Consider the following 22,746-nt stretch of genomic DNA (forward strand, 5'->3'; position numbering starts at 1 on the left):
GGTTTTAGGGCTGCGAAGCAGCCCTAAAACCAGGCGACCTGTTTCTGACTGGAAACACGTGGTAACTGGGTTGGGGCCGCTTCGCGCCCCAGCGCGGGGCAAGCCCGCTCACCACAACAAGCCACCCCACACGTTGACCCGGTTATTTACCGGGCGTCAGGGTCAGCCTGGCCTTCCCATACACCTTCTCGAAGTTCTGCGGTTGCATCGGGAAGCTCAGGTATTGCGCCTTGAGCGACGGGTCGATGCCAGTGGCATAGTTCGGGCTGGCCGGGTTGCCGGACTGGCCGATGCCGCCCTGGCCCATCATCGGTTCCGCCTGGCCGAAGTCGACAATCATGCGCAGCGCCGGCACTTGGGTGGTGGTGAAGTCCTGGCCCCAGCTGTAGGGCGCCGGGTTCAAGGTGTTGTGGTCACCACCGGACGCCAGTGGGCCGCGAATCACCTGGCCATTGATGTTTTTCCAGGTGGTGGTGTGCAGTTTGCCCCATTGCCAGGCCTTGTGATCGGCACCCAACTGGCTGTCACCGACGCTGATCGCGGCGGCGAGGCTGCGGGCTAGAATGGCCGGTTTGTCTTCTTTCTGTGGGGTGCGCACGTCATCCCAGAATGGGCTGTCTTCACGGCCCAGCAAGTGGTCGGCCTGGGCGGCGTAGGACAGGCTGGCGTTGCTGACAAATGCCTTCCAGCTGGCGCTGTTTTCCGGGCCGAGTTCGTCGAGGAAGATCTGCTTGGTGCTTTCCTGCAGGAACAGTTCGTAGAGCGCGGCGTCGGCGGAAGTGGCCACCAGGCGACCGTCAAAAGCCATCAGGCGGCTCAGCGCTTCACGGGCCTTGGCCTGTTCGGCCGCTGGCAGCGCATCAATCGCCTGTTTCAGCGGCTGGGCCATGCCGGGCGCCTGGAACATAGTCTTGAGCTTGGCGGCGAACGTGGTGGTCTGGTCGTACTGCATGGCGATCATGCTACGGCTGTCATGCTTGCCGGCATTGGCCAGTTGCGCCAGGCGCTCGCTGCGCTCCGGGGCGTCCCAGGAGTTGGATAACTGCATGCCGTAACCGCGCGGCGCGGTGCGTTGGTTGGCAGTGCCGATCCAGCCTTGCGGCGGGTCCTGGTCATAGGGGTGCAGCATCGCGTCGGCGTAACCGTCCCAGTCGAAGCGTGTGTCCCAGCCCGGCGACGGCAACAGGCCTTCGCCTTCGCGGCGGTTGGGGAAGCGGCCGGTGACTTGCCAGCCAATGTTGCTGGCGTCGGCGAACACCATGTTCAGCGCGATGGCGCGAATCTCGCGGGTCGCGTCTGAGGCTTTACCGGCGTTTTGTGCGCGGGACAGGTCGAAGAACGCGTCCAGGCTCTTGTCGTCCTTGAAGTCGGCGGTTTGCAGGGCCAGGCCCAGGCCAGTGGTCAGCGCTTGGCTGCTGTTGAGCAGGGCACCGTGGCGGGTTTCGTACACCACTTCGCGAATCGAGCGTTGGCCTTTGACGAAGAAGGTTTCGTTGCGCACGCCCGCCGGTAGCCATTTACCGTTGTTCTCGTAGTACAACGCGCTGCCCTGGCGTCTGACTTTTTCCAGGAACAGGTCCTGGGTGTCGCCCTTGACGGTGCTCATGCTCCACGCGACTTTGCCGTTGAAGCCGGACAACAGCGTCGGCAGGCCGGCAATCGAGGCGCCCACGGCCTGGTACTTGGGTGCGCGGATCTGCACGTAGCTCCAGGGCGACGGCGCTTGCGGCTGGGCGGCGAGGTCGCCCGCCAGCAGGCTTTTACCGCTGCGGCTGCGTTGCGGGCCGATCGCCCAGTTGCTCGAGGTGGTGACCGCCAGTGAATTGAGACTGCTCAGTTGCTGGCCAACCGCGTCCAGCCCGGCGAGCCCGGTGACCTGGCCCAGGTTGACGCCCTTGAGTTTCTCGGCCTCGGCCAGCGGGATCGCTTCATCCGGCGCGCTTGGCGTGAGCCAGGCCAGCTTGTCGACGCCGACTTTCTGCGCCAGCACCAGCGATGAAATTTCTTCCTGCAGGTTGGCCGACTCGCTGAAATTCAGCAGGCAGAACAGCAGCGCCGAATCTTCCGGCTTCCAGTACTCGGGCTTGTAGCCGGTCTGGGCCAGGTCCGGCGGCAGCTTGTCGCGGTAGCGGAACAGGTAGGCGTTGACGCCACGCGCATACACTTCAAAAAAGCGCTTGAGGCGTGGGCTGGAGGCGTTATACAGCTCGCCGGCGCTTTTCTTAAGGTTGACTGCCCGCATGAAGCGGTCGACATCCAGTACGTCGGGTCCGGACATTTCCGCCAGGCGACCCTGGGCCAACAGGCGCAGGGTGACCATTTGGGTGATGCGGTCGCTGGCGTGCACGTAACCGAGGCTGAACAGCGCGTCATGGAAGGTGTTGCTTTCGATCAGCGGCATGCCTTGGGCATTGCGGCGTACCGATACGTTCTGCGCCAGGCCTTTGATCGGCTGTACGCCGGCAACAGGGGGCAGGGTGTCCTGGGTGCTCTGGAGCTGGCAACCGGCCAGGCTTAATGCACTGGCCACTGCCGCGGCAACGCCGAACCGGGGAAGAAAATGTGAGAGGGCTGGCGAGGCCATGGCAAAGCTCCTGCGGGGGTAGCGTCAGTAAAGGCGCTACGTTAGTGAGCGCGGCGGGACGACGCAAGCGGGAGTTTTGGCAATTGCGTGAGATCTTGAGACGGACACACAACAATGTGGGAGAGGGCACGCCTCCTCCCACATTTGAACGAGTGGAATGTAAAAATTGATCAGGCCTTTGGCGGGTTCACTTTCTGCACCAGTTCATATGCCCGAACCGTCGCCGGCCGTTCCTTGATGCTGTTGAACCAGCGCTGCACGTGTGGGAAATCTTCCAGGCGCTGGCTCTGCCACTTGTGGGAAACAATCCATGGGTAGATCGCCATGTCGGCAATGCTGTAGTCCTCGCCCGCCACGAACGCACGACCGGCCAGGCGCCGGTCCAGCACGCCGTAAAGACGCGCGGTTTCCTCCACATAGCGCTTGATCGCGTAAGGAATCTTCTCCGGCGCGAACTGGCTGAAGTGATGATTCTGGCCCGCCATCGGCCCCAGGCCGCCCATTTGCCAGAACAGCCATTGCAGCGCTTCCTGGCGACCGCGCAGGTCTTTTGGAATGAACTGGCCGGTTTTTTCCGCGAGGTACAAAAGGATCGCGCCGGATTCAAACAGCGAAATCGGCGCGCCGCCGTCGGTCGGGTTCTGATCGACGATGGCGGGAATGCGGTTGTTGGGAGCGATCTTCAGGAAGTCAGGCTTGAACTGGTCGCCCTGGCCAATATTGATCGGGTGCACCTTATAGGGCAGGCCGGCTTCTTCCAGGAACAACGATACTTTGTGGCCGTTGGGGGTGGTCCAGTAATACAAGTCGATCATGAAGCTCTCCAAAAGTGGTGATGCTTGAGCGGATGCCTGTAGGTATAGGTAATGTTGGGTGTGCGAAAATTCAATGAAACATTTGCGCATACCCTTAGAAGCCAATCACACGGCGCCATCCACCAACACCTGCAGCGACTGCTGCGAGCACCGCTCGATACGCACCTGCACGCCATACACCTCGGCAAACAGCGCCGGGTCCGGCAGCATCACCTGGGGGCGGCGCGCAAGGCGGCGCACTGCTGGCTGAACGTTCGGCTAGTGGGGGGGGAAGTGGGGTTGTTTTTGCGGCGAGCGGGCTTGCTGTAGTGAGCGGGCTTGCCCCGCGCTGGGGCGCGAAGCGGCCCTAAAACCTGAGGTTGGGTTGTGTCTGAGAGACCGCGTTGAATGTGTTGGGGCTGCTGCGCAGCCCAGCGCGGGGCAAGCCCGCTCACCACAGGAAGCCCGCTCCTACAGGGTCAGGGCATTAAGCCCCGTGGCACTTCTTGAATTTCTTCTCGCTGCCGCAGGGGCAAGGATCGTTGCGACCAACGTCCTTCAAGGCATTGCGCACCGGCTCCTGGTGGGCGTGGCCGCAGTTCGGGCCGTGGACATGGCCGTGGTCGTGATCATGGTGATCGTGATCGTGGTTGCAGTCAGGACCATGGACATGGGGTTGCTGAGTCATCGATGTCGCTCCGGAATAAAATCGCCGGGGATTATCTCGCCATTGTGGTTCACCTGCACGTCATAACCGATGAATAATCCGGTTTTCAGCTCACCCTCCAGGCGATAGGGCACGGGCCGGTCGGGTTTTTTCAACATCTGCACCACATCACGGATCTGCGGCCAGAGGTTAGTGCGCACCGACACCCGGAAAAACTTATGACTGCGCGGCGGTACGGTCAACCATTCGTTGGACTCGCCCTCGGTGAGCACGAAGTCGCCCAGGGTGACCTTGTAGATCAGGCCGCGCACGGTCAGGTCGGCGTCGTCGCGGTTGTCCACGCGAAAGTACAGCTTGAACTTCTGCTCCAGCAGCTTGGCGCGCACCACCTCGACTTTCACCAAGGAGACGTGAGGAGGGGGCGAATCGTCTTCGAACCACGACGCGCAGCCGGTGAGGGTGAGGGTTAACGCCAGCATCAAGCTGTACATCCGAAGCATGGCGTGAGTCCTGTCGTGGTTAGAGGTAGCTGGAGCAGCACTTCTTGAATTTCTGCCCACTGCCGCACAGGCAGGCATCATTGCGCCCGACCTTCACTTCCACCGTCGGGTCGATGAAGTACCAGCGCCCGTCATTCTGTACGAAAGAGGACTGCTCGCGGTGGCTATGTTCACCGGTGCTGTCATGCCAGCGCGCGGTGAAGGTCACGAACGCGTGTTCCGGCTGGCCGCCGAACACCTCGGAGCTTTCCACCTCAAGGCCGAGCCAGGTGCTCTGGGCACTCCAGGCACCGATGGCATGGCGGTCCAGGCCCGCCTGTTGCGCGGGCAAAGTAGTAGCCACTAGATAGTCGACCAGGCCCAGCACATAGGCGCTGTAGCGCGAGCGCATCAACGCGGTGGCGCAGGGCGCCGGGTGCCCGGCGTGATAATGGCCGCAGCAGGCATCCAGCAGGTTGCCACTGCCGCAGGGGCAAATGGATGTACTCATCGGGTTACCACCAATACTTTCCAAAGTTTTCCGGGTTGGCCCAAAAGCGGGCGTTGAGCCAGTCCGGCACCTGTTTATAGTCAAGCAGATCGTAGGTAAACAGCGTCAGAACCTGCTCGTCACGCTGGAAACGCTCGCCGGCCTGCAGGGCCAGGGAGAAGAAGTCGGTGTCCTTCCAGTCGCAGGCGCCCAGGTCCACCAGCACCGCAATGCGGCTGGCGTTGAGGTTACGGATGCCGCCCAGCAGGGTCAGGCCTTGCGGTTTTGACAGGTGCTCAAGGCAATCGACCACCAGTGCCAGGTCAAAACGCTGCGCCGCCAGCTCCGCCGGCAGTGGCCCGGGTGGGGCGAGGGCTACTTGGGTGTCGGGGTGCGCCGCTTGAAACGCCTCCAGCGCCGGGAATTGGCTGGCGCCCAACAGCAGCAGGCGTTTGGGCTGGTGCAAGTCGAGCAAGGCGGCCAGGGCTTGCTGGGGTGTACGGGCAGAAATACCGGCGGTCATCAGAGATCCTCACATCAGGACCGTAGAGACTAGCGCGGCTGAGCGTGTGGGCCTAGAGCGGGTGGCAGTGAAAAGTCCGACAAAAGCGACGAGCCTCAATGAATACGGGGCCGCGGCGTAGTGGCGCAGATGAAAAGAGCCGTCTTTACTCCACCCATCGGCCCCCGCCGATCCCCTCAGGAGAAATCAGATGAGCATCATGCGGACAGCTCTACCCTTGGTTCTGCTAACCGGAGTATTGACAGGTTGCGCAGGCTTGCAAAAAACCGATTGGCCCACCTGCGCCGCGGTTGGCGGCGTGACCGGCGCGGCGATCGGTGCCACTGAAAGCTCGGCCTACGCAGGCTACGGCGCGTTGCTGGTCGGCGGCATGGCCGGTGCCTATTGCTGGGTGCACGGCGATGGCGACGAGGACGGCGACGGCGTGCCGGACAGCCGCGATAAGTGCCCGGGCACGCCGAAAGGTGTGCAGGTAGATGCCGACGGTTGCCCACCCGCACCGCCACCGGTGGTGGTTGAGGAAGTCGTGGTGGTCAAGGAGGAAACCATCGTGATTCGTGATGTGCACTTCCAGTTTGATTCGGCCCAGTTGACGGCAGCGGATAAAACCAAGCTCGATACCGTCGCCACGCGCTTGAAACAGGAAGCCCCTAGCGCCCAACTGCGGGTCAGTGGCCACACCGACAGCGTCGGCAAAGATGCCTACAACCAAAGGCTCTCGGAAAAACGCGCCCATTCGGTCACCGATTACCTGATCGGCGCCGGTGTGCCGCGCAGCAACTTTGTCTCGGTGACCGGCGCGGGCGAGAGCCATCCGGTAGCCGACAACAAAACCGCTGAAGGCCGCGCCTTGAACCGCCGCACGGAAATCCAGATCAACCGCTGACGGCCCTTGCCCCTGTGGGATCCACAGGGGCATTGCTGCCAATCCTCCCCCTTTATTAACTTTTTTGATCCTTCACTGGCAAAGCGCCCGTGGAAGTCGTTACTGTGCGTCCAAAGAAAAAATCAGAAATAAGTCAGGAGCCCCATGATGCGTAAGGTTTTTCTGTTGGCCCTGTTGGTCAGCCCCGTTGCCCTGGCCCAGAGCGTCAGTGTTGAAACCAACTCGCTGATGCGCCTGCCCAGCAGCACCAGTGTGTTACAGCTGGAGCGCCTGGACGTGGCGGACTACGGCACCTTGCTGATTCCGGCCACCATCAGCCAGGTCACGGTGGATGAGCTGCATTTGGGCCGCGACGCCCGCATCGCCATTGTGCCCGGCAACACCGCACTGCAATTGCAGGTGCGCCATGCGCAGTTGGACCACGGCAGCCAGATCACCTCACGCGGCGCTCCCGGTACCCATGAAAAACCTGCCAAGGCCGGGCGTGACCTGACCTTGCGCATCAATTCCCTGGCCGCTGAAGAACTCTCGGTAGACGCCCGTGGCGGTGCCGGTGCCCAAGGTTATGCCGGTCTGGATGGCGCCAATGGCGAAGATCCGGGTTGCACGTGGGGCTCGGCCGGTCGTGGTGCCAATGGTGATAACGGCGGCGATGGTTTGCCCGGCGCGGCCGGTGCGCAGGTGCGGGTTGAGTTGCCGCAGGACTTCCCCGCGCAGCAGATCAAGGTGTGGGTGGACGGTGGCCCCGGTGGCCTGGCGGGCACGGCGGGTAAACCGGGTCGCGGCGGCGAGTCCAAGGGCTGCCTGGTGTACCGCGCCGACGGTGGCGAGAAAGGCCGCCCAGGGTTGGAAGGGCAGCCGGGGCCTGCTGGGCCAGCGGGCACTGTGACTATCCAGCGGCTCTAAATCGGCTGGCCTGGCGCTATCGGGAGCAAGCCCCCTCCCATATTGGAATGCATTCCAAATGTGGGAGGGGGCTTGCTCCCGATAGCGGACTAATGGTTGCCTCAGAACATCGGTCGGGCTGAAGCAATTGCCACCACCAACACCCCCACGATCAGATTGATTCCCACCAGCTTGCGAATCTGTCCCAACGCAGCGGCACCCGCCGGCCAATCTTCGGCCGCCACCGCCTTGCGCATTTCCGGGAATTTCAACGCCTGAATGCGGATAAACAGCGCCGTCATCACCAGATACAAACCCATCATCACCTGCACATAACGCGGTGCCGTCTCAAAACCGCTGAAACGCAGTTGCAGCAGGCCCACACCGCTGATCGGCAAAACCAGCACCGCCATCCACACCCACACGAAAAAACGTTGAAACACATTCGCCCACAGTTTGAGCCGGGCAGGGCCTTCAAGTGCCGCCACTGCGGCGGGGCGCAGGATCATCCAGGCGAAAAACATACCGCCGACCCACACCAGGGCGGCCAATACATGCAGGGTGTAAGCGAGGCTAAACGCGGTCATTGTGGTACTCCGTTCTGCGCGGGATTAATTAGCGGGGTATGATAGCGGCCGATCCGAACCACTGAAAATTTATCCAGCGTTTTTTGCGCCCGACTATCCATGATCAGCACTGAACTCAAAACCACGATCCAGGGCGCCTATTCGCGTTTTCTCGAAGCCAAGAGCTTGAAACCGCGTTATGGCCAACGCCTGATGATCGCCGAAGTGGCCAAGGTCCTCGGGGATATCGACACCGACGACGAAGGTCGCCGCGAGGGTGAGCCCGCGGTCGTGGCCGTCGAGGCCGGCACCGGTACCGGCAAGACCGTGGCCTACAGCCTGGCCGCGATCCCGACCGCCAAGGCCGCCGGCAAGCGGCTGGTGATCGCCACCGCCACCGTCGCCCTGCAAGAGCAGATTGTCTACAAAGACTTGCCCGACCTCATGCGCAACAGCGGCCTCAACTTCACCTTCGCCCTGGCCAAGGGCCGTGGGCGCTACATGTGCCTGTCCAAGCTTGACGTGCTGTTGCAGGAAGGCCACGCGCAAACCGCTACGGCGTCGCTGTTTGAAGAAGAAGGCTTCAAGATCGAGGTGGATGAAGTCAGCCAGAAGCTGTTCACCAGCATGATCGAAAAACTGGCCGGGAATAAATGGGACGGTGACCGCGACAGCTGGCCCACCGCCCTGGAAGACGCCGATTGGGCGCGCTTGACCACCGACCACAGCCAATGCACCAACCGCCATTGCCCCAACTTCGGTCAATGCGCTTTTTATAAAGCCCGCGAAGGCATGGGCAAGGTCGATGTGATCGTCACCAACCACGACATGGTCCTGGCCGACCTGGCCCTGGGCGGCGGCGCTGTACTGCCCGACCCGCGCGATACCCTCTACGTCTTCGACGAAGGGCATCACCTTCCCGACAAGGCCATCGGCCACTTCGCCCACTACACACGCCTGCGCTCCACCGCCGACTGGCTGGAAACCACCGCCAAGAACCTCACCAAGTTGCTGGCCCAGCACCCGCTGCCCGGCGATCTGGGCAAGCTGATCGAACAGGTGCCGGAACTGGCCCGGGAGATCAAGACCCAGCAGCAGTTCATGTTCAGCGCCTGCGAGCAGGTAGCCGACTTCAAGCCCGGCGAAGACGTCGAGGGCCGTGAGCGGCCGCGTCACCGTTTCGTCGGCGGGTTGATCCCCGAGCACATGCGCGAAATGGGCATTGAGCTGAAGAAGGGCTTTTCACGCCTGACCGACTTGTTCACCCGCCTCACTGACCTGCTCAAAGAGGGCATGGACGGCGAGGTCAACATTGGTATCGCCAGCAACCAGGCCGAAGAGTGGTATCCGCTGTTCGGCAGCCTGTTGTCGCGTTCCCAAGGTAACTGGGAGTTGTGGACCGCCTTCACCGTCGAAGACCCGGAAGACAACCCACCCATGGCGCGCTGGCTGACCCTGTCGGAAAGCGGCGCGTTGTTCGACATCGAGGTCAACGCCAGCCCGATCCTCGCGGCCGAAATGCTGCGGCGCAACCTGTGGAACGTAGCCTACGGCTGCCTGGTGACCTCGGCCACGCTGACCGCACTGGGTACCTTCGACCGTTTCCGCATGCGCGCCGGCCTGCCGAAAAAGGCCGTCACCGCGGTGGTGCCGAGCCCGTTCCATCACGCCGATGCGGGTGTGCTGCGGGTGCCGGACCTCAAGGCCGACCCACGGGATGCGCCAGCGCACACGGCGGCAATCATTCGTGACCTGCCGGGATTGGTGGAGGGTTCGCGCGGCACCCTGGTGCTCTTCTCTTCACGCAAACAGATGCAGGACGTGTTCGACGGCCTTGACCGTGACTGGCGCAAGCAGGTGTTTATCCAGGGCAACCTGTCCAAGCAGGAGACCCTGAACAAACACAAGGCGCGGGTGGACGGTGGGGACTCCAGCGTGTTGTTCGGCCTTGCGAGTTTCGCCGAAGGTGTCGACTTGCCCGGCGCCTACTGCGAACACGTGGTGATCGCCAAGATCCCGTTCTCGGTACCGGATGACCCGGTCGAGGCGGCCTTGGCCGAGTGGATCGAGGCTCGGGGCGGTAATCCGTTCATGGAAATCTCGGTGCCGGATGCTTCCCTGAAGCTGGTCCAGGCCTGCGGTCGCTTGCTGCGTACCGAAGAAGACCGGGGCACCATCACCTTGCTCGACCGCCGCCTGGTCACCCAACGCTATGGCAAGGCTATCCTCAATGCCTTGCCGCCGTTCAGGCGCGAAATTTCTTAAGCCACCGTGGGCGGATTCGCCCACTTCGTGGTCTATCTCAATTATGTCATCAGGCCATTCACCGGCCGTCTGGGAGAACCTTGTTCGTATGATTCGCACGCTGCCCGCCCTTTTTGCCTTGCTGTTCGCCGCGCCCTTGATGGCCGCGCCTGCTGGGCAACAGACCTTGTTCAACTTCGTCCGGCCTGCCGATGTGGTCAAGGTGGCGACCCAGGACGCCAGCCTGCCGCAGTACAACGCCGAACAAACGCCCGAAGGCGAAGTGCTGCGCCGCATCACCTTCAACGCGGCCGCCGAACCGAGCCTGGTCCTCAGCCCGCAAACCGGTACCTGGGACTGGTCCCAGTCGGGGGCCATGAGCCTGCGCATCCAGAGTGCGATGGACTGGGCGCTGACGCTCTACGTCAAGGTGCAGAGCAGTGATGGCCGTACCTTGGTCAGTCGCGTCGACCTGCCCGCCGGCCCGGCGCAGACGCTGTTGGTACCGCTGCAGGCCAACTCGCCGCTGAGCCAGGGCATGAAGGCCGGTCCGCCGATGCCGATCACCGTGGACGGCCAGCGCGTATTGCTCGCCAGCAGCGCGGGTGAGATCGACCGCAGCCAGGTGGTTTCGGTGACGTTGTCGATGATCAAGCCCAACGCCGCCCAAAGCATCCTGCTGGAGCGTTTCGGCGTGCAGGACAGCGAGCCGGTGCTGAAGGCCGCCTACAGCGAACTGGTGGATGCCTACGGTCAATCCACCCGTGCGCGCTGGCCGGAAAAAGTCAGCAGCGACGAGCAACTCAAGGCCGCCGCCGCCAAGGAGCAACAGCAACTGCAGGGCTGGCTGGCCACGCGGGATAAATCCGCCCTGGACCAATATGGCGGCTGGAGCAAAGGCCCGGCGTTCGACGCCAGCGGGTTTTTCCGCACCGAGAAGCGCGATGGGCGCTGGTACTTGGTGACGCCGGAGGGGCATCCGTTCTACTCCCTGGGCGTCAATACCGTGGCCCCGGACAACAGCCAGACCTACGTCGCCGGCCGTGAATGGATGTTCGGCGCGCTGCCTAAAGGCGGTGAACCCTTCGACAAGTATTACGGCAGCAGCGACAACCGCACCGGCAACGGCGCGGGCGAAGGGCGCAGCTTTGGTGCCGGGCGTTGGTATGACTTTTACGGCGCCAACCTCCAGCGCACTTATGGCGGTGAAGGGTTTGACCAGAAACGCTGGATGACTCACACCCTCGACCGCCTGCAAGCCTGGGGTTTCAACACCGTCGGCAACTGGAGCGACGAGAGCCTGGCCAGCGCTGACCGTGTGCCGTACACCTTGCCGCTGTCGATTGTCGGCGACTACGCCAGCATCAGTACCGGCACCGACTGGTGGGGCGGCATGCCCGACCCGTTCGACCCGCGCTTTGCCATGGCCACCGAACGCGCCGTGGCCATTGCGGCCCGCGATCATCGTGATGACCCGTGGTTGATTGGCTTCTTTGCCGACAACGAACTGGCCTGGGCCGGCCCTGGTGATGATCCCAAGTCCCGTTACGCCTTGGCCTACGGCACCCTGCGCATGACCACTGATGTGCCGGCCAAGCGTGCCTTCCTCAAGCAGCTGCGCGACAAGTACCGCAACGAAGAAGGCCTGTCGAAAGCCTGGGGCATCGAGTTGAAGGGCTGGGAGCTGATGGAAGACCCCGGCTTCGAGCCGCCGGTACCCAACCCCGAGCACCCGGAAATCGAAGCTGACTTCAAGTACTTCCAGAAGACGTTCGCGGATGCTTACTTCAAGACCCTCTCCGACTCGCTGAAATGGCACGCCCCCAACCACCTGCTGTTGGGCGGCCGGTATGCGGTCAGCACGCCGGAAGCCGTGGCCTCCTGCGCGCAGTACTGCGATGTGTTGAGCTTCAACATGTACACCCTAAAACCCCAGGACGGTTATGACTTCGCCGCGTTGCGGGCGTTGGACAAACCCGTGCTGATCACCGAATTCAACTTCGGCTCGGCCGACCGTGGGCCGTTCTGGGGCGGCGTGACGCAGTTGGCCAAGGAAGAAGACCGCGGCGCGGCCTATGGCAATTTCCTCAAGCAGGCCATGGCCGAACCCTCGATTGTCGGTGTGCACTGGTTCCAGTACCTGGACCAGCCGGTGACCGGGCGTTTGCTCGACGGCGAAAATGGCCACTTCGGCCTGGTGGGCATCACCGATGTACCGTTCCAGGGGTTTGTCGACAGTGTGCGCAAAAGCAATCTGGCGGCGGTTGATCAACTGGGCAAGGAAGCGGAAAAGGCCAAGGCGGCCGGCGCCGTGCGTGAAAACGAAGGCGGCAGGGACGGGCACGACGGCAAAGGCGCGGGGCAGGGCGCCGGACATGCAGGCGGACACGCTGGGAATGGCCATTGATTGAGGGTTGACGGGTTCACAAAACCCGCCGGGGCTGGAACAATGTCGGCCACTTTTTGCTGTGTTTTCCGAGGGTGTTCAGGTGCAGATCCAGGGTCATTACGAACTCCAGTTCGAAGCGGTACGTGAAGCTTTCGCCGCGTTGTTCGAAGACCCGCAGGAGCGTGGTGCCGCGCTTTGCATCCAGATCGGCGGTGAAACCGTTGTCGACCTGTGGGCCGGCACCGCCGACAAGGACGGTGCCGAGGCCTGGCACAGCGATACCATCGTCAACCTGTTCTCCTGCACCAAGACCTTCACTGCCGTCACGGCCCTGCAATTGGTGGCCGAAGGCAAATTGCAACTTGATGCACCGGTCGCCCACTACTGGCCGGAATTTGCTGCGGCCGGGAAAGAGGCGATCACGCTGCGCCAGTTGCTCTGCCACCAGGCCGGGTTGCCGGCGATCCGCGAGATGCTGCCCACCGAAGCGCTCTACGACTGGCAACTGATGGTCGATACCCTGGCGGCCGAAGCCCCGTGGTGGACGCCAGGTCAAGGCCATGGCTACGAGGCGATCACCTACGGCTGGCTGGTCGGTGAGTTGTTGCGTCGTGCCGATGGGCGCGGGCCGGGAGAGTCCATCGTCGCGCGGGTTGCGCGGCCATTGGGGCTGGACTTCCATGTGGGCCTGGCGGATGAAGAGTTTTATCGCGTCGCCCATATAGCGCGCAGTAAAGGCAACATGGGCGATGAAGCCGCGCAACGTTTACTGCAAGTAATGATGCGTGAACCTGCGTCCATGACGACGCGTGCTTTTGCCAATCCCCCGTCTATTCTGACCAGCACTAATAAACCTGAATGGCGTCGCATGCAGCAGCCAGCGGCAAATGGTCACGGTAATGCGCGCAGCCTGGCGGGTTTTTATAGCGGATTGTTGGACGGTAGTTTGCTCGAAGCCGACATGCTTGAACAATTGACCCGCGAACACAGTATCGGGCCGGATAAAACATTATTGACCCAGACCCGTTTTGGCCTGGGCTGCATGTTGGACCAACCGCAACTGCCCAACGCCACCTTCGGCCTTGGCCCGCGTGCTTTCGGGCATCCCGGTGCCGGTGGTTCGGTCGGCTTTGCCGACCCTGAGCATGATGTAGCATTTGGTTTCGTGACTAATACATTGGGGCCTTACGTACTTATGGACCCACGGGCACAGAAGTTGGTCGGAATATTGGCCGGTTGTCTGTAAACCCCTTGCTGTTTCACGTTTTTTTGTTACAAAGGCAAGTATAAGAAGGCGCTGAACGAAATGATGTAACTTTAATGTTCTGTAAGCGTCTGTTTAATGGGTCACACAGACCCCCGTTTCTTTTCTCATTTTGTGGATATCTCATGTTATCGAACAAGTCCTTGGCACTGGCGCTATGCCTCACTATTACCGGCTGCGCACAAACTCCACAAAATGATGCCGAGGGCGGGCATTGGTGGTCATTTGGGTCTGATAAGGCCGCGACCAAAGATACAGTGACCCAAACCGACGCCAAGCCGGATGCCAAGCCAGCTGCTGGCGCCAAGCCTGCCGCACCGGTAGCAGCTGCCGCTGCTGCGCCGGCTCCGGCTCCGGCGCCTGCTGCCAAGGCCGATACTGGCTCCAGCTGGTGGCCGTTCTCTTCCAAGACCGCCGACGAAAAGGCCGCCGATGCCAAGGCCGACCTGAAAGCCGACCTCAAGGCCGCGGAACCTGCCCCTGCGGTCGCTAAGAACGACACTGAAACCCACTGGTGGTGGCCGTTCGAAAGCAAGCCCAAGCCACTGGCCAAGGTCGATGTGACCAACGTGCCGATGCCCGATCCGAAAATCACCCAAGCCTGGCTGGACGACTATGAGCCGCGTCTGCGCGCCGCCATCAAGGACAGCAACCTGCAACTTGAGCGTCGCGACAACGTGCTGGTGGTGATTGCCCCGGTAGACGGTTCCTACAACCCGAAACGTCCAGCGATGTTGCTGCCGGTCACCCTCGGTCCCTTCACTCGCGTCGCCAAGGCCGTTGAAGCCGATCCGAAGACCGCCGTACTGGTATTGGGCCATGTCGATGCCACCGGCACCGCCCCGGCCAGCCAGGCGCTGACCAAGGAACGTGCGCAATCCATCGCCTCGATCTTCAGCCTCAGCGGCTTGAAGCAGGATCGTCTGATGCTGCGTGGCATGGGCGACCTGATGCCACGTGCCGCCAACGACAGCAACCAGGGCCGTGCCCTGAACCGTCGTATGGAAATCATGTTCACCCAGCGCACCACCATGCTGGCGCTGCTGAGCAAGTATCAATCGGGCAAGACCCCGCCTGCCGCCGAAATGGTTGCGGTGCAGGACGTTCCAGCCCCGGCTCCGGCCGCCAAGGCCCCGGCCAAAAAGGCGCCTGCCAAGAAAGCCGCCGCCAAGCCAGCCGCTAAAAAAGCCCCGGCCAAGCCCGCTGCGAAAAAACCGGCTCCAGCCAAAGCCAAGGCCGCTGCACCGGCCACTGACCAGGCAAAAAACTGAGCCGCTGAACCACAAGGATAAAGCCGCATGACCCAGGCACTGGCCGATATGCGCCGTGACTACACACGGGATGGTTTGAGCGAGGCCCAGGCCCCGGACGAGCCGTTTGCCTTATTCCACCAGTGGTTTGCTGACGCGGTTAAGACCGAGCAGCCACCGGTGGAGGCCAATGCCATGACCTTGGCCACGGTCGACCAGGACGGTCGCCCGCACTGTCGCATCCTGTTGCTCAAGGGCCTGGACGCGCAGGGCTTTACCTTCTTCACCAACTATCAGAGTGCCAAGGGCCAACAGCTCGCGGCACGGCCGTTTGCGGCCATGACGTTTTTCTGGCCGACCCTGGAGCGCCAAGTGCGCATCGAGGGGCGGGTGGTCAAGGTCACCCCTGAGGAGTCGGACGCTTATTATCAGGTCCGTCCGCTGGGCAGCCGCCTGGGGGCATGGGCTTCTCCGCAGAGTCAGGTCATTCGTGACCGGGAAGAACTGCAGGACCTGCTCAAGGCCACCGAGCAACGTTTCAGCGATACCCAGCCCGATTGCCCGGAGCATTGGGGTGGCTATCGTTTGTTGCCCGAGCGCATCGAGTTCTGGCAAGGCCGCGCCAGCCGCCTGCATGATCGCCTGAACTACCGCCTGCAAGACTCCCAGTGGACGCGCGAGCGTCTGGCACCCTGAGCTGCACCTTTCGTCACTTCGCTTGAATGTTGCCCATCACCCTGAAGTCTCTTGGACAGAGACTTCAGGCGTGTATTGCTGTGCGGCATTCTTCAACCAGTGCGGCAAGTCTGCCCGTTTGATTTTCAATGTGCGGGCCCTCTCCAGCTGCTTGAGCATGAAGGCACGCTTGTGTAGATCATTGCCTGCCATGGACAGTGCGAGATCACGGTCCATCCAGCGCTTGATGCGCAGGTACAACCAGCCGTGGAAATACAGGCCGGCAAGGGTTGTGACTACAATGATGAAGTAATCCATGAAGGTCCTGGCTACGAGAGAAGTGCTACCGTTCGTCGAGTTTTCTGGTGCGGGCAGTCTGTACTAAGGCTGAATGAAAGCAATTTTCTGTGGGGCTTGCCGTGACAGGCGTCAAGCTGCAGCGTTTAATGAACACCTGTCCTTTGGAGTTGATGCTATGCGTAAGTCCGTTTTACTGGTTGCCTGCTTTACCACCCTGTCGTTGCTGCTGGGTGGCTGCGCCTCGAGTCTGACCGGCGACTCGTACTCCCGTGACGAAGCGCGTCGTGTGCAGACCGTGCGCATGGGCACCATCGAATCCCTGCGTCCGGTGAAAATCGAAGGCACCAAGACCCCAATCGGCGGCGCTGCAGGCGCAGTCATCGGCGGCGTTGGCGGCAGCGCCATCGGCGGTGGCCGTGGCAGCATCGTGACCGCCGTGATCGGCGCCGTCGCCGGCGGCCTGCTGGGTTCGGCCACCGAAGAAGGCCTGACCCGCACCCAAGGTGTGGAAATCACCGTTCGCGAAGACGATGGCAGCATGCGCGCCTACGTGCAGGCCGTGCAGGAGAATGAAATCTTCCGCATTGGTGACCGCGTACGCATCATGACCGTTGATGGTACCAGCCGCGTTACGCGTTAAACGCTGGTTGTAGAAACACAAAACCCCAGCCGGGTGACCGGTTGGGGTTTTTGGTTTTATGGGGTGTGGCCGGGTTGAATTGCAAAAAATGCAGGCAAAAAAACCGCCTTAGTAGGGCGGTTTTTTATTGCGAACCCCATTATTGACGGGGCTGCGACTTCAAAGATGCATTGACCTGCATCCAAGGGCTCACGTGTTTCGGTAAGTGCGCTGGAGGTAAGGCCCAGCGTTAGGAGGGCCGAGTATGTCGAAGTTTGCACGACCTGTGGCGAGGGAGCTTGCTCCCGCTGGGGCGCGAAGCGGCCCCTGTTGGGTAAGCGATATAGCACCACAATCGCGGTAAACGCTCTGGGGCCGCTGCGCAGCCCAGCCGGAGCAAGCTCCCTCGCCACAGTGAGTATGCTTCGTCGGGCGTATCAGGCCTTCTTGCGACTCGCCATTGCCGTCACCGCATAACCCATACACGCCGCCAGTATCGAACCGGTCAAAATCCCCATCCGGTCCTCACCCGCGAACTCACTGGCACCCGGCACAAATGCCAGCGAACCCACAAACAGGCTCATGGTAAAGCCGATACCGCACAGGATCGCCACACCAAACACCTGGCCCCAATTTGCGCCGTTGGGCAGGGCGGCGATGCCGGTCTTGATGGCCAGCCAAGTGAGCCCGAACACACCAACGGTCTTGCCGATCAACAGGCCCGCGGCGATGCCCATAGGCACATGGTGAGTGAAGCTTTCCAGGCTGACGCCGGTCAGGGACACGCCGGCGTTGGCGAAGGCGAACAGCGGCAGGATGGCGTAGGCCACCCACGGGTGCAGGGCCTGCTCCAGCGTGAGCAATGGCGACGGCTCGGCGTTCTTGGTGCGCATCGGGATGCAGAATGCCAACGTCACACCGGCGAGCGTCGCGTGCACGCCGCTCTTGAGTACGCACACCCACAGGATCAGCCCAATAATCAGGTACGGTCCGAGCTTGATCACACCCAGGCGGTTCATCGCGATCAAGGCAATCAAGCACGCACCTGCACCTGCCAGGGCGGCACCGGACAGGTCGGCGGAATAGAAAATAGCGATCACGATGATCGCGCCCAGGTCGTCAATGATCGCCAGGGTCATCAGGAACAGTTTCAGCGACACCGGCACGCGCTTGCCCAGCAGGGCGAGGACGCCGAGGGCGAATGCAATGTCGGTGGCCATGGGAATCGCCCAGCCGGAAAGCGCAGCCGGGTAGTCCTTGTTGATCGCCCAATAGATCAGGGCCGGCACGACCATGCCGCCGATGGCCGCTGCGCCTGGCAACACCACTTGCGAGGGTTTCGACAGGTGGCCGTCGAGCAACTCGCGCTTGACCTCCAGGCCGATCAACAGGAAAAACAAGGCCATCAGGCCATCGTTGATCCATAGCAGGGCTGGCTTGGCGATTTTCAACGCGCCAATCTGTGCCACCACCGGTACATCGAGAAACGCGTTGTACAGATGTGACAAAGGCGAGTTGTTAATAATCAGCGCCAGCGCCGCAGCCGCGATCAATAACAGGCCACTGGCGGCTTCCAGCTGGAAGAAACGGGTGAAAGTGCTACGCAGAGCCAAGGGATGCTCTCCAATCCGGATTCAATAGGTGGGTACCCTAACCCGTACCGTTAGTTGTTAAAACAAAAGTTATATTCTTATTTGTTATAAGCGGCGCGCTGGGATGAGGTTGTGCTTAAGCCTAGCAATTGTGTGTCCAAACGTGCCGTTACTGTACCTGTGTGGCGTGTAGGAAACCCCCTAGAATCAAAGCCGAAATCCTTAGAGAAAACCTCCATGAGCGACCACCGTCCCTGGGCCCGCGAAGCCATTCGCATCATTGAAGCCGACTTCCAGCGCAGCGCCGACACGCACCTGATCCCCTTGCCGTTGCCGGGATTGCAGGGTATCGAGTTGTATTTCAAGGACGAGTCCAGCCACCCCACCGGCAGCCTCAAGCATCGACTCGCGCGCTCGCTGTTCCTGTATGCGCTGTGCAATGGCTGGCTCAAGCCGGGGGCGCCGGTGATTGAGGCGTCCAGCGGGTCGACGGCGATTTCCGAAGCCTACTTTGCGCGCCTGCTGGGTTTGCCGTTTATTGCGGTGATGCCGGCCACCACCTCCCAGGAAAAAATCGCGCAGATTGCCTTCTATGGCGGCAAGAGCCACCTGGTGCAGGATCCGACGCAGATCTACGCTGAGTCCGAACGCCTGGCCCAGGAAAGCGGCGGACATTTCATGGACCAGTTCACCTACGCCGAGCGCGCCACCGACTGGCGAGCGAACAACAATATCGCCGAGTCGATCTTCCAGCAGATGCGCTTCGAGCAGCATCCGGAACCGAGCTGGTTGATCTCCAGCCCCGGCACCGGCGGCACCACCGCGACCCTCGGTCGCTACGTGCGCTACCGCCAGCATTGCACCCGCGTGCTGTGCGCCGATGCCGAGCGATCGGTGTTTTTTGATTTTTATCAGAGTGGCGATGCGAGCTTGCGCCTGGACTGCGGTTCGCGCATCGAAGGCATTGGCCGGCCACGGGTCGAGGCGTCGTTTTTGCCCAAGGTGATTGATGCGATGGTCAAGGTGCCGGATGCGTTGTCGCTGGCGGCCATGCATTACCTGGCCGAGCGGCTGGGGCGACGGGTCGGCGGTTCCAGTGGGACCAACCTGATTGGCGCGCTGGTGGCGGCGCAGCAAATGAAAGCGGCAGGGGAGTCGGGTTCGATCGTGGCGATCTTGTGTGATGGGGGCGAGCGCTACGCCACGACCTACTACGACCCGGCGTGGCTGGCGGGGCAGGGGTATGAATTGGACGGTTTGATTGCGGCTGTTGCGGCCAGTGTTGAGCGGGGTGAGCCGTTGCCCGACACGATCTTGCGCGCAAATATCTGACCCGACACAAAGCAAAATGTGGGAGGGGGCTTGCCCCCTCCCACATTTGGATCGCGGTGTTTTAGGCTTCGATGCCCAACATATCCCGGGCCAATGCCTCGGCAATCCGAATCCCATCCACACCCGCCGACAGAATCCCACCGGCATAACCCGCACCTTCACCGGCCGGGAACAGGCCTTTCACGTTCAAGCTCTGCATCGATTCGTTGCGGGTAATCCGCAGCGGCGATGAGGTACGCGTCTCGATACCGGTCAACACCGCATCGTGCAGCGAGTAGCCCTTGATCTGCTTCTCGAACGCAGGCAACGCTTCGCGGATCGCCTCGATGGCGAAGTCCGGCAAGGCCAGGGCGAGGTCACCCAGGGACACGCCGGGTTTGTAGGACGGTTCCACACTGCCAATCGCCGTGGACGGCTTGCCGGCGATGAAATCACCGACCAACTGCGCGGGCGCCTCATAGTTGCTGCCGCCGAGAATGTAGGCGTGGGACTCCAGGCGCTCCTGCAATTCGATACCTGCCAGCGGGCCACCCGGATAATCCACCTCAGGCGTGATACCGACCACGATGCCCGAGTTGGCATTGCGCTCGTTACGCGAGTACTGGCTCATGCCATTGGTCACGACGCGGTTCGGCTCTGACGTGGCTGCGACCACGGTACCGCCTGGGCACATGCAAAAACTGTAGACCGAGCGGCCGTTCTTGGCGTGGTGCACCAGCTTGTAGTCGGCGGCGCCGAGCTTCGGGTGCCCGGCATACTTACCCAGGCGTGCGGCGTCGATCAGCGATTGCGGGTGTTCAATGCGGAAGCCCACCGAGAACGGCTTGGCTTCCATGTACACGCCACGACCATGGAGCATGCGGAAGGTGTCGCGGGCGCTGTGGCCCAGGGCCAGGATCACGTGCTTGGAGAGGATTTGCTCGCCGCCATCGACGACCACGCCGTTCAATTGGCCGTCTTCGATCAGTACGTCGGTCACCCGCTGTTCGAAGCGCACTTCACCGCCGAGGGCGATGATTTGCTCGCGCATGTTTTCTACCACGCCGGTCAGGCGGAACGTGCCGATGTGTGGTTTGCTGACGTAAAGGATTTCTTCCGGCGCGCCGGCCTTGACGAACTCGTGCAGGACTTTGCGACCGTGGAATTTCGGGTCCTTGATCTGGCTGTACAGCTTGCCGTCGGAAAAGGTCCCGGCGCCGCCTTCACCGAACTGCACGTTGGACTCGGGGTTGAGCACACTTTTGCGCCACAGGCCCCAGGTGTCCTTGGTGCGCTGGCGCACTTCCTTGCCGCGCTCGAGGATGATCGGCTTGAAGCCCATCTGCGCCAGCAACAGCCCGGCGAAGATCCCGCAGGGGCCGAAGCCGACGACGATAGGGCGTTCTGTCAGGCCTTGCGGCGCATGGCCCACGACTTTGTAGCTGACGTCCGGTGCGGTGTTGACGTTGCGGTCATCGGCGAACTTGAGCAGCAGGGCGGCTTCGCCTTTCACGTTCAAGTCGATGGTGTAGATGAAGCACAACTCCGACGACTTCTTGCGGGCGTCGTAGCTGCGCTTGAACAGGGTGAAGTCGAGCAGGTCATCGCTGGCGATGCCTAGGCGTTGCACGATGGCAGGCCGCAGGTCCTCTTCAGGATGGTCGATGGGCAGCTTGAGTTCGGTGATTCGTAACATGACAGGATCCGGTGGGCGGCGGGCAATGAGGCCGGCTGTTTTGCAAACCGGCGATTATAAGCCCCAAAGGCCGTTTCCCGTCAGGTTAAAAAAGCACAGGGGCCCAGTCAGTCGTCGCGCGAACCGCCAAACGCTGCGCAACCCCGTTGCACCTGGCCGTTGACGCGCAACTCGGCGCTCATGTGCTGCAGGCTGCCGCTGACCGGGTCGACGCAACGCTGCGGGGCTACCCACAGTTCGACTTTCTGGTTGTTGGCTTCGGTCATGAGGTTGAAGCGGCCTTCGCCGATTTGCTCTTCCACATAAGGCACCGCCAGTGGCGGCTGGCCTTCGCGCTGCAGCACCATGCCCTTGGCGGTGACGTTCATCGACCAGGCCGGGTTGTGGCCATTGGCGCGCAGGATCGTGCGTTTGAAGTCCGGGTCGTTGCAGGCCGAGGTCGAGCGCTCCATGCGGTAGAGCTGTTGCAGGTCCACGCTGCCCTGGGTGCCGCTGGCAACGCCGGAGAACTGGCCACGCAGGTCAGCGAACAGCGCACCTTGCTGGCCGGCCAAGGAGGCCGCCTCCTGCAGGACGCTGGTGCCGCTGGTGTCGTTGACCACGTAGTTGCGTTTGTCGTTGCACGGCTGGAACAACAGTTTGCCGCCGACCGCCGTGAGTTCGCCCTGCATACGGGTCAGTCCCGCGAGAGAGGGCTTTGCCGGCTCGCTGTCGAACATCTGGCAGGCGGCGAACAGGGGAAGCAAGGCAAACAGGGCAAGGCTATGGGCGGCACGCATTATCGGGTCTCCAGACAAGTGCCGCCACGTTACGCAGACCTGCGTTGCATCACAACCCCGGTCGCCAGCTTCAGTCAATTCCGACAGGCATCCGATTTAACCAACGATAAAGGTCTGACCCGTCTGCAAGCCTTCGACACTTTTCGCGTAGGCCAATGCCACCTCGGCTCCGGGCGCCGGTTTGTAGCCACGAAAGTACGGCGCATAGCTGCCCATGGCTTCCAACAGCACGGTCGGGCTGACGGAGTTGACGCGCAGGCCGCGCGGCAATTCGATTGCGGCGGCTTTTACGAAGGCGTCAATGGCGCCATTGACCAACGAAGCCGAAGCGCCGGTGCGGATCGGGTCGCGGTTGAGAATGCCGCTGGTGAAGGTAAACGAGGCGCCGTCGTTGGCATATTCACGCCCGATCAGCAGCAGGTTGACTTGACCCATCAGCTTGTCACGCAGGCCCAGCTCGAAGTCGCTTTCGCGCATGTCGCCCAGCGGCACGAAGTTCACGCTGCCGGCTGCGCAGATCAGGGCATCGAACTTGCCGGTCTGTTCGAACAGTGTACGGATTGAGGCGCTGTCGCTGATATCCACCCGGAAGTCGCCGCCGCTGCGGCCGATGCTGATCACTTCGTGACGCTGAGAGAGTTCGGTCTTGACCGCCGAGCCAATCGTGCCGCTGGCGCCAATCAATAGGATTTTCATGGTGCTGTTCCTCCAGGGTTTAAGTGAAGGGTCAGTCTAGAGTGGCTTTTTGGGTGG

At 61.8% G+C, this 22,746-nt stretch carries 21 protein-coding genes and 1 pseudogene; 9 read left to right on the top strand and 13 right to left on the bottom strand.

Annotation, left to right across the window (positions count from 1 at the left end):
* Positions 1 to 142 precede the first annotated feature (142 nt).
* From K7431_RS23985 to K7431_RS24015, 7 genes and pseudogenes are all read right to left on the bottom strand, one after another.
* The gene (locus tag K7431_RS23985; RefSeq protein ID WP_012722628.1) at positions 143 to 2,584 is read right to left on the bottom strand and encodes a penicillin acylase family protein; all 2,442 of its coding nucleotides are present in this window, start codon (positions 2,582 to 2,584) and stop codon (positions 143 to 145) included.
* A gap of 170 nt (positions 2,585 to 2,754) precedes the next feature.
* Entirely contained in the window at positions 2,755 to 3,399 is a 645-nt protein-coding gene (locus K7431_RS23990) for a glutathione S-transferase N-terminal domain-containing protein (RefSeq protein WP_012722629.1), read from the bottom strand.
* Positions 3,400 to 3,504: 105 nt separating this feature from the next.
* A pseudogene (locus K7431_RS23995) lies at positions 3,505 to 3,600 on the bottom strand (ABC transporter ATP-binding protein); the annotation flags it as partial.
* A gap of 265 nt (positions 3,601 to 3,865) precedes the next feature.
* Complete coding sequence (locus K7431_RS24000) at positions 3,866 to 4,066, bottom strand: SEC-C metal-binding domain-containing protein (protein WP_003189235.1); 201 nt, start codon at positions 4,064 to 4,066, stop codon at positions 3,866 to 3,868.
* A complete protein-coding gene (locus tag K7431_RS24005) occupies positions 4,063 to 4,545 on the bottom strand; it encodes an LEA type 2 family protein (RefSeq protein WP_012722630.1) in 483 nt (160 codons plus the stop codon). The genes K7431_RS24000 and K7431_RS24005 overlap by 4 nt, the downstream gene beginning before the upstream one ends.
* Positions 4,546 to 4,564: 19 nt before the next feature.
* Complete coding sequence (locus tag K7431_RS24010) at positions 4,565 to 5,035, bottom strand: YchJ family protein (protein WP_012722631.1); 471 nt, start codon at positions 5,033 to 5,035, stop codon at positions 4,565 to 4,567.
* A gap of 4 nt (positions 5,036 to 5,039) precedes the next feature.
* Positions 5,040 to 5,537: a DUF6231 family protein gene (locus tag K7431_RS24015; protein WP_012722632.1), complete on the bottom strand. Its 498-nt coding sequence runs from the start codon at positions 5,535 to 5,537 to the stop codon at positions 5,040 to 5,042.
* Between the two features lie 190 nt (positions 5,538 to 5,727).
* Here K7431_RS24015 and K7431_RS24020 point away from each other — a divergent pair, with 190 nt between their 5' ends.
* Positions 5,728 to 6,423, top strand: coding sequence for an OmpA family protein (locus K7431_RS24020; protein WP_012722633.1), 696 nt, complete (start codon positions 5,728 to 5,730; stop codon positions 6,421 to 6,423).
* A 147-nt stretch (positions 6,424 to 6,570) separates the two neighbouring features.
* Entirely contained in the window at positions 6,571 to 7,329 is a 759-nt protein-coding gene (locus tag K7431_RS24025; protein ID WP_043204922.1) for a collagen-like triple helix repeat-containing protein, read from the top strand.
* 101 nt (positions 7,330 to 7,430) lie between these two features.
* Here K7431_RS24025 and K7431_RS24030 read toward each other — a convergent pair whose 3' ends face one another.
* A complete protein-coding gene (locus K7431_RS24030; protein ID WP_012722635.1) occupies positions 7,431 to 7,895 on the bottom strand; it encodes a CopD family protein in 465 nt (154 codons plus the stop codon).
* Between the two features lie 99 nt (positions 7,896 to 7,994).
* Here K7431_RS24030 and dinG point away from each other — a divergent pair, with 99 nt between their 5' ends.
* The 5 genes from dinG (at position 7,995) to pdxH (ending at position 15,717) form a co-directional block, all read left to right on the top strand.
* The gene (dinG, locus tag K7431_RS24035) at positions 7,995 to 10,139 is read left to right on the top strand and encodes an ATP-dependent DNA helicase DinG (RefSeq protein WP_012722636.1); all 2,145 of its coding nucleotides are present in this window, start codon (positions 7,995 to 7,997) and stop codon (positions 10,137 to 10,139) included.
* Positions 10,140 to 10,227: 88 nt separating this feature from the next.
* On the top strand, positions 10,228 to 12,525 hold the full coding sequence (locus K7431_RS24040; protein WP_012722637.1) for a beta-galactosidase: 2,298 nt from the start codon (positions 10,228 to 10,230) through the stop codon (positions 12,523 to 12,525).
* An 82-nt stretch (positions 12,526 to 12,607) separates the two neighbouring features.
* Positions 12,608 to 13,753: an EstA family serine hydrolase gene (locus K7431_RS24045; RefSeq protein ID WP_012722638.1), complete on the top strand. Its 1,146-nt coding sequence runs from the start codon at positions 12,608 to 12,610 to the stop codon at positions 13,751 to 13,753.
* 143 nt (positions 13,754 to 13,896) lie between these two features.
* Positions 13,897 to 15,042 carry an OmpA family protein gene (locus K7431_RS24050; RefSeq protein ID WP_012722639.1) on the top strand — a complete coding sequence of 382 codons (1,146 nt, stop codon included), beginning with the start codon at positions 13,897 to 13,899 and terminating at the stop codon, positions 15,040 to 15,042.
* A gap of 27 nt (positions 15,043 to 15,069) precedes the next feature.
* Positions 15,070 to 15,717, top strand: a complete 648-nt coding sequence (gene pdxH, locus K7431_RS24055) for a pyridoxamine 5'-phosphate oxidase (protein ID WP_012722640.1) — start codon at positions 15,070 to 15,072, stop codon at positions 15,715 to 15,717.
* 36 nt (positions 15,718 to 15,753) lie between these two features.
* On the opposite strand, the gene K7431_RS24060 is transcribed toward pdxH, so the two are convergent.
* Positions 15,754 to 16,014 (bottom strand): hypothetical protein, encoded by a 261-nt coding sequence (locus K7431_RS24060; RefSeq protein WP_012722641.1) that lies wholly within the window; start codon positions 16,012 to 16,014, stop codon positions 15,754 to 15,756.
* Positions 16,015 to 16,171: 157 nt separating this feature from the next.
* Here K7431_RS24060 and K7431_RS24065 point away from each other — a divergent pair, with 157 nt between their 5' ends.
* Positions 16,172 to 16,636 (top strand): glycine zipper 2TM domain-containing protein, encoded by a 465-nt coding sequence (locus K7431_RS24065; protein ID WP_003189251.1) that lies wholly within the window; start codon positions 16,172 to 16,174, stop codon positions 16,634 to 16,636.
* Positions 16,637 to 17,052: 416 nt separating this feature from the next.
* Here the strand turns inward: K7431_RS24065 and nhaA are convergent, their stop codons facing one another.
* Positions 17,053 to 18,228: a Na+/H+ antiporter NhaA gene (nhaA, locus tag K7431_RS24070; RefSeq protein WP_012722642.1), complete on the bottom strand. Its 1,176-nt coding sequence runs from the start codon at positions 18,226 to 18,228 to the stop codon at positions 17,053 to 17,055.
* 216 nt (positions 18,229 to 18,444) lie between these two features.
* Between nhaA and K7431_RS24075 the strand changes: the two genes are divergently transcribed.
* On the top strand, positions 18,445 to 19,539 hold the full coding sequence (locus tag K7431_RS24075; protein ID WP_012722643.1) for a PLP-dependent cysteine synthase family protein: 1,095 nt from the start codon (positions 18,445 to 18,447) through the stop codon (positions 19,537 to 19,539).
* Positions 19,540 to 19,600: 61 nt separating this feature from the next.
* Here the strand turns inward: K7431_RS24075 and K7431_RS24080 are convergent, their stop codons facing one another.
* The 3 genes from K7431_RS24080 to K7431_RS24090 all read right to left on the bottom strand — a co-directional run bounded on the left by K7431_RS24080 (position 19,601) and on the right by K7431_RS24090 (position 22,689).
* Positions 19,601 to 21,214, bottom strand: coding sequence for an NAD(P)/FAD-dependent oxidoreductase (locus K7431_RS24080; protein ID WP_012722644.1), 1,614 nt, complete (start codon positions 21,212 to 21,214; stop codon positions 19,601 to 19,603).
* A gap of 107 nt (positions 21,215 to 21,321) precedes the next feature.
* Positions 21,322 to 21,993, bottom strand: coding sequence for a COG3650 family protein (locus tag K7431_RS24085; RefSeq protein ID WP_012722645.1), 672 nt, complete (start codon positions 21,991 to 21,993; stop codon positions 21,322 to 21,324).
* Between the two features lie 96 nt (positions 21,994 to 22,089).
* Positions 22,090 to 22,689, bottom strand: a complete 600-nt coding sequence (locus K7431_RS24090) for a short chain dehydrogenase (protein WP_012722646.1) — start codon at positions 22,687 to 22,689, stop codon at positions 22,090 to 22,092.
* Positions 22,690 to 22,746 lie beyond the last annotated feature (57 nt).

The organism is Pseudomonas fluorescens group sp. (assembly GCF_020093335.1).
In the GTDB taxonomy this organism is placed as follows: Bacteria; Pseudomonadota; Gammaproteobacteria; order Pseudomonadales; family Pseudomonadaceae; genus Aquipseudomonas; species Aquipseudomonas petroselini.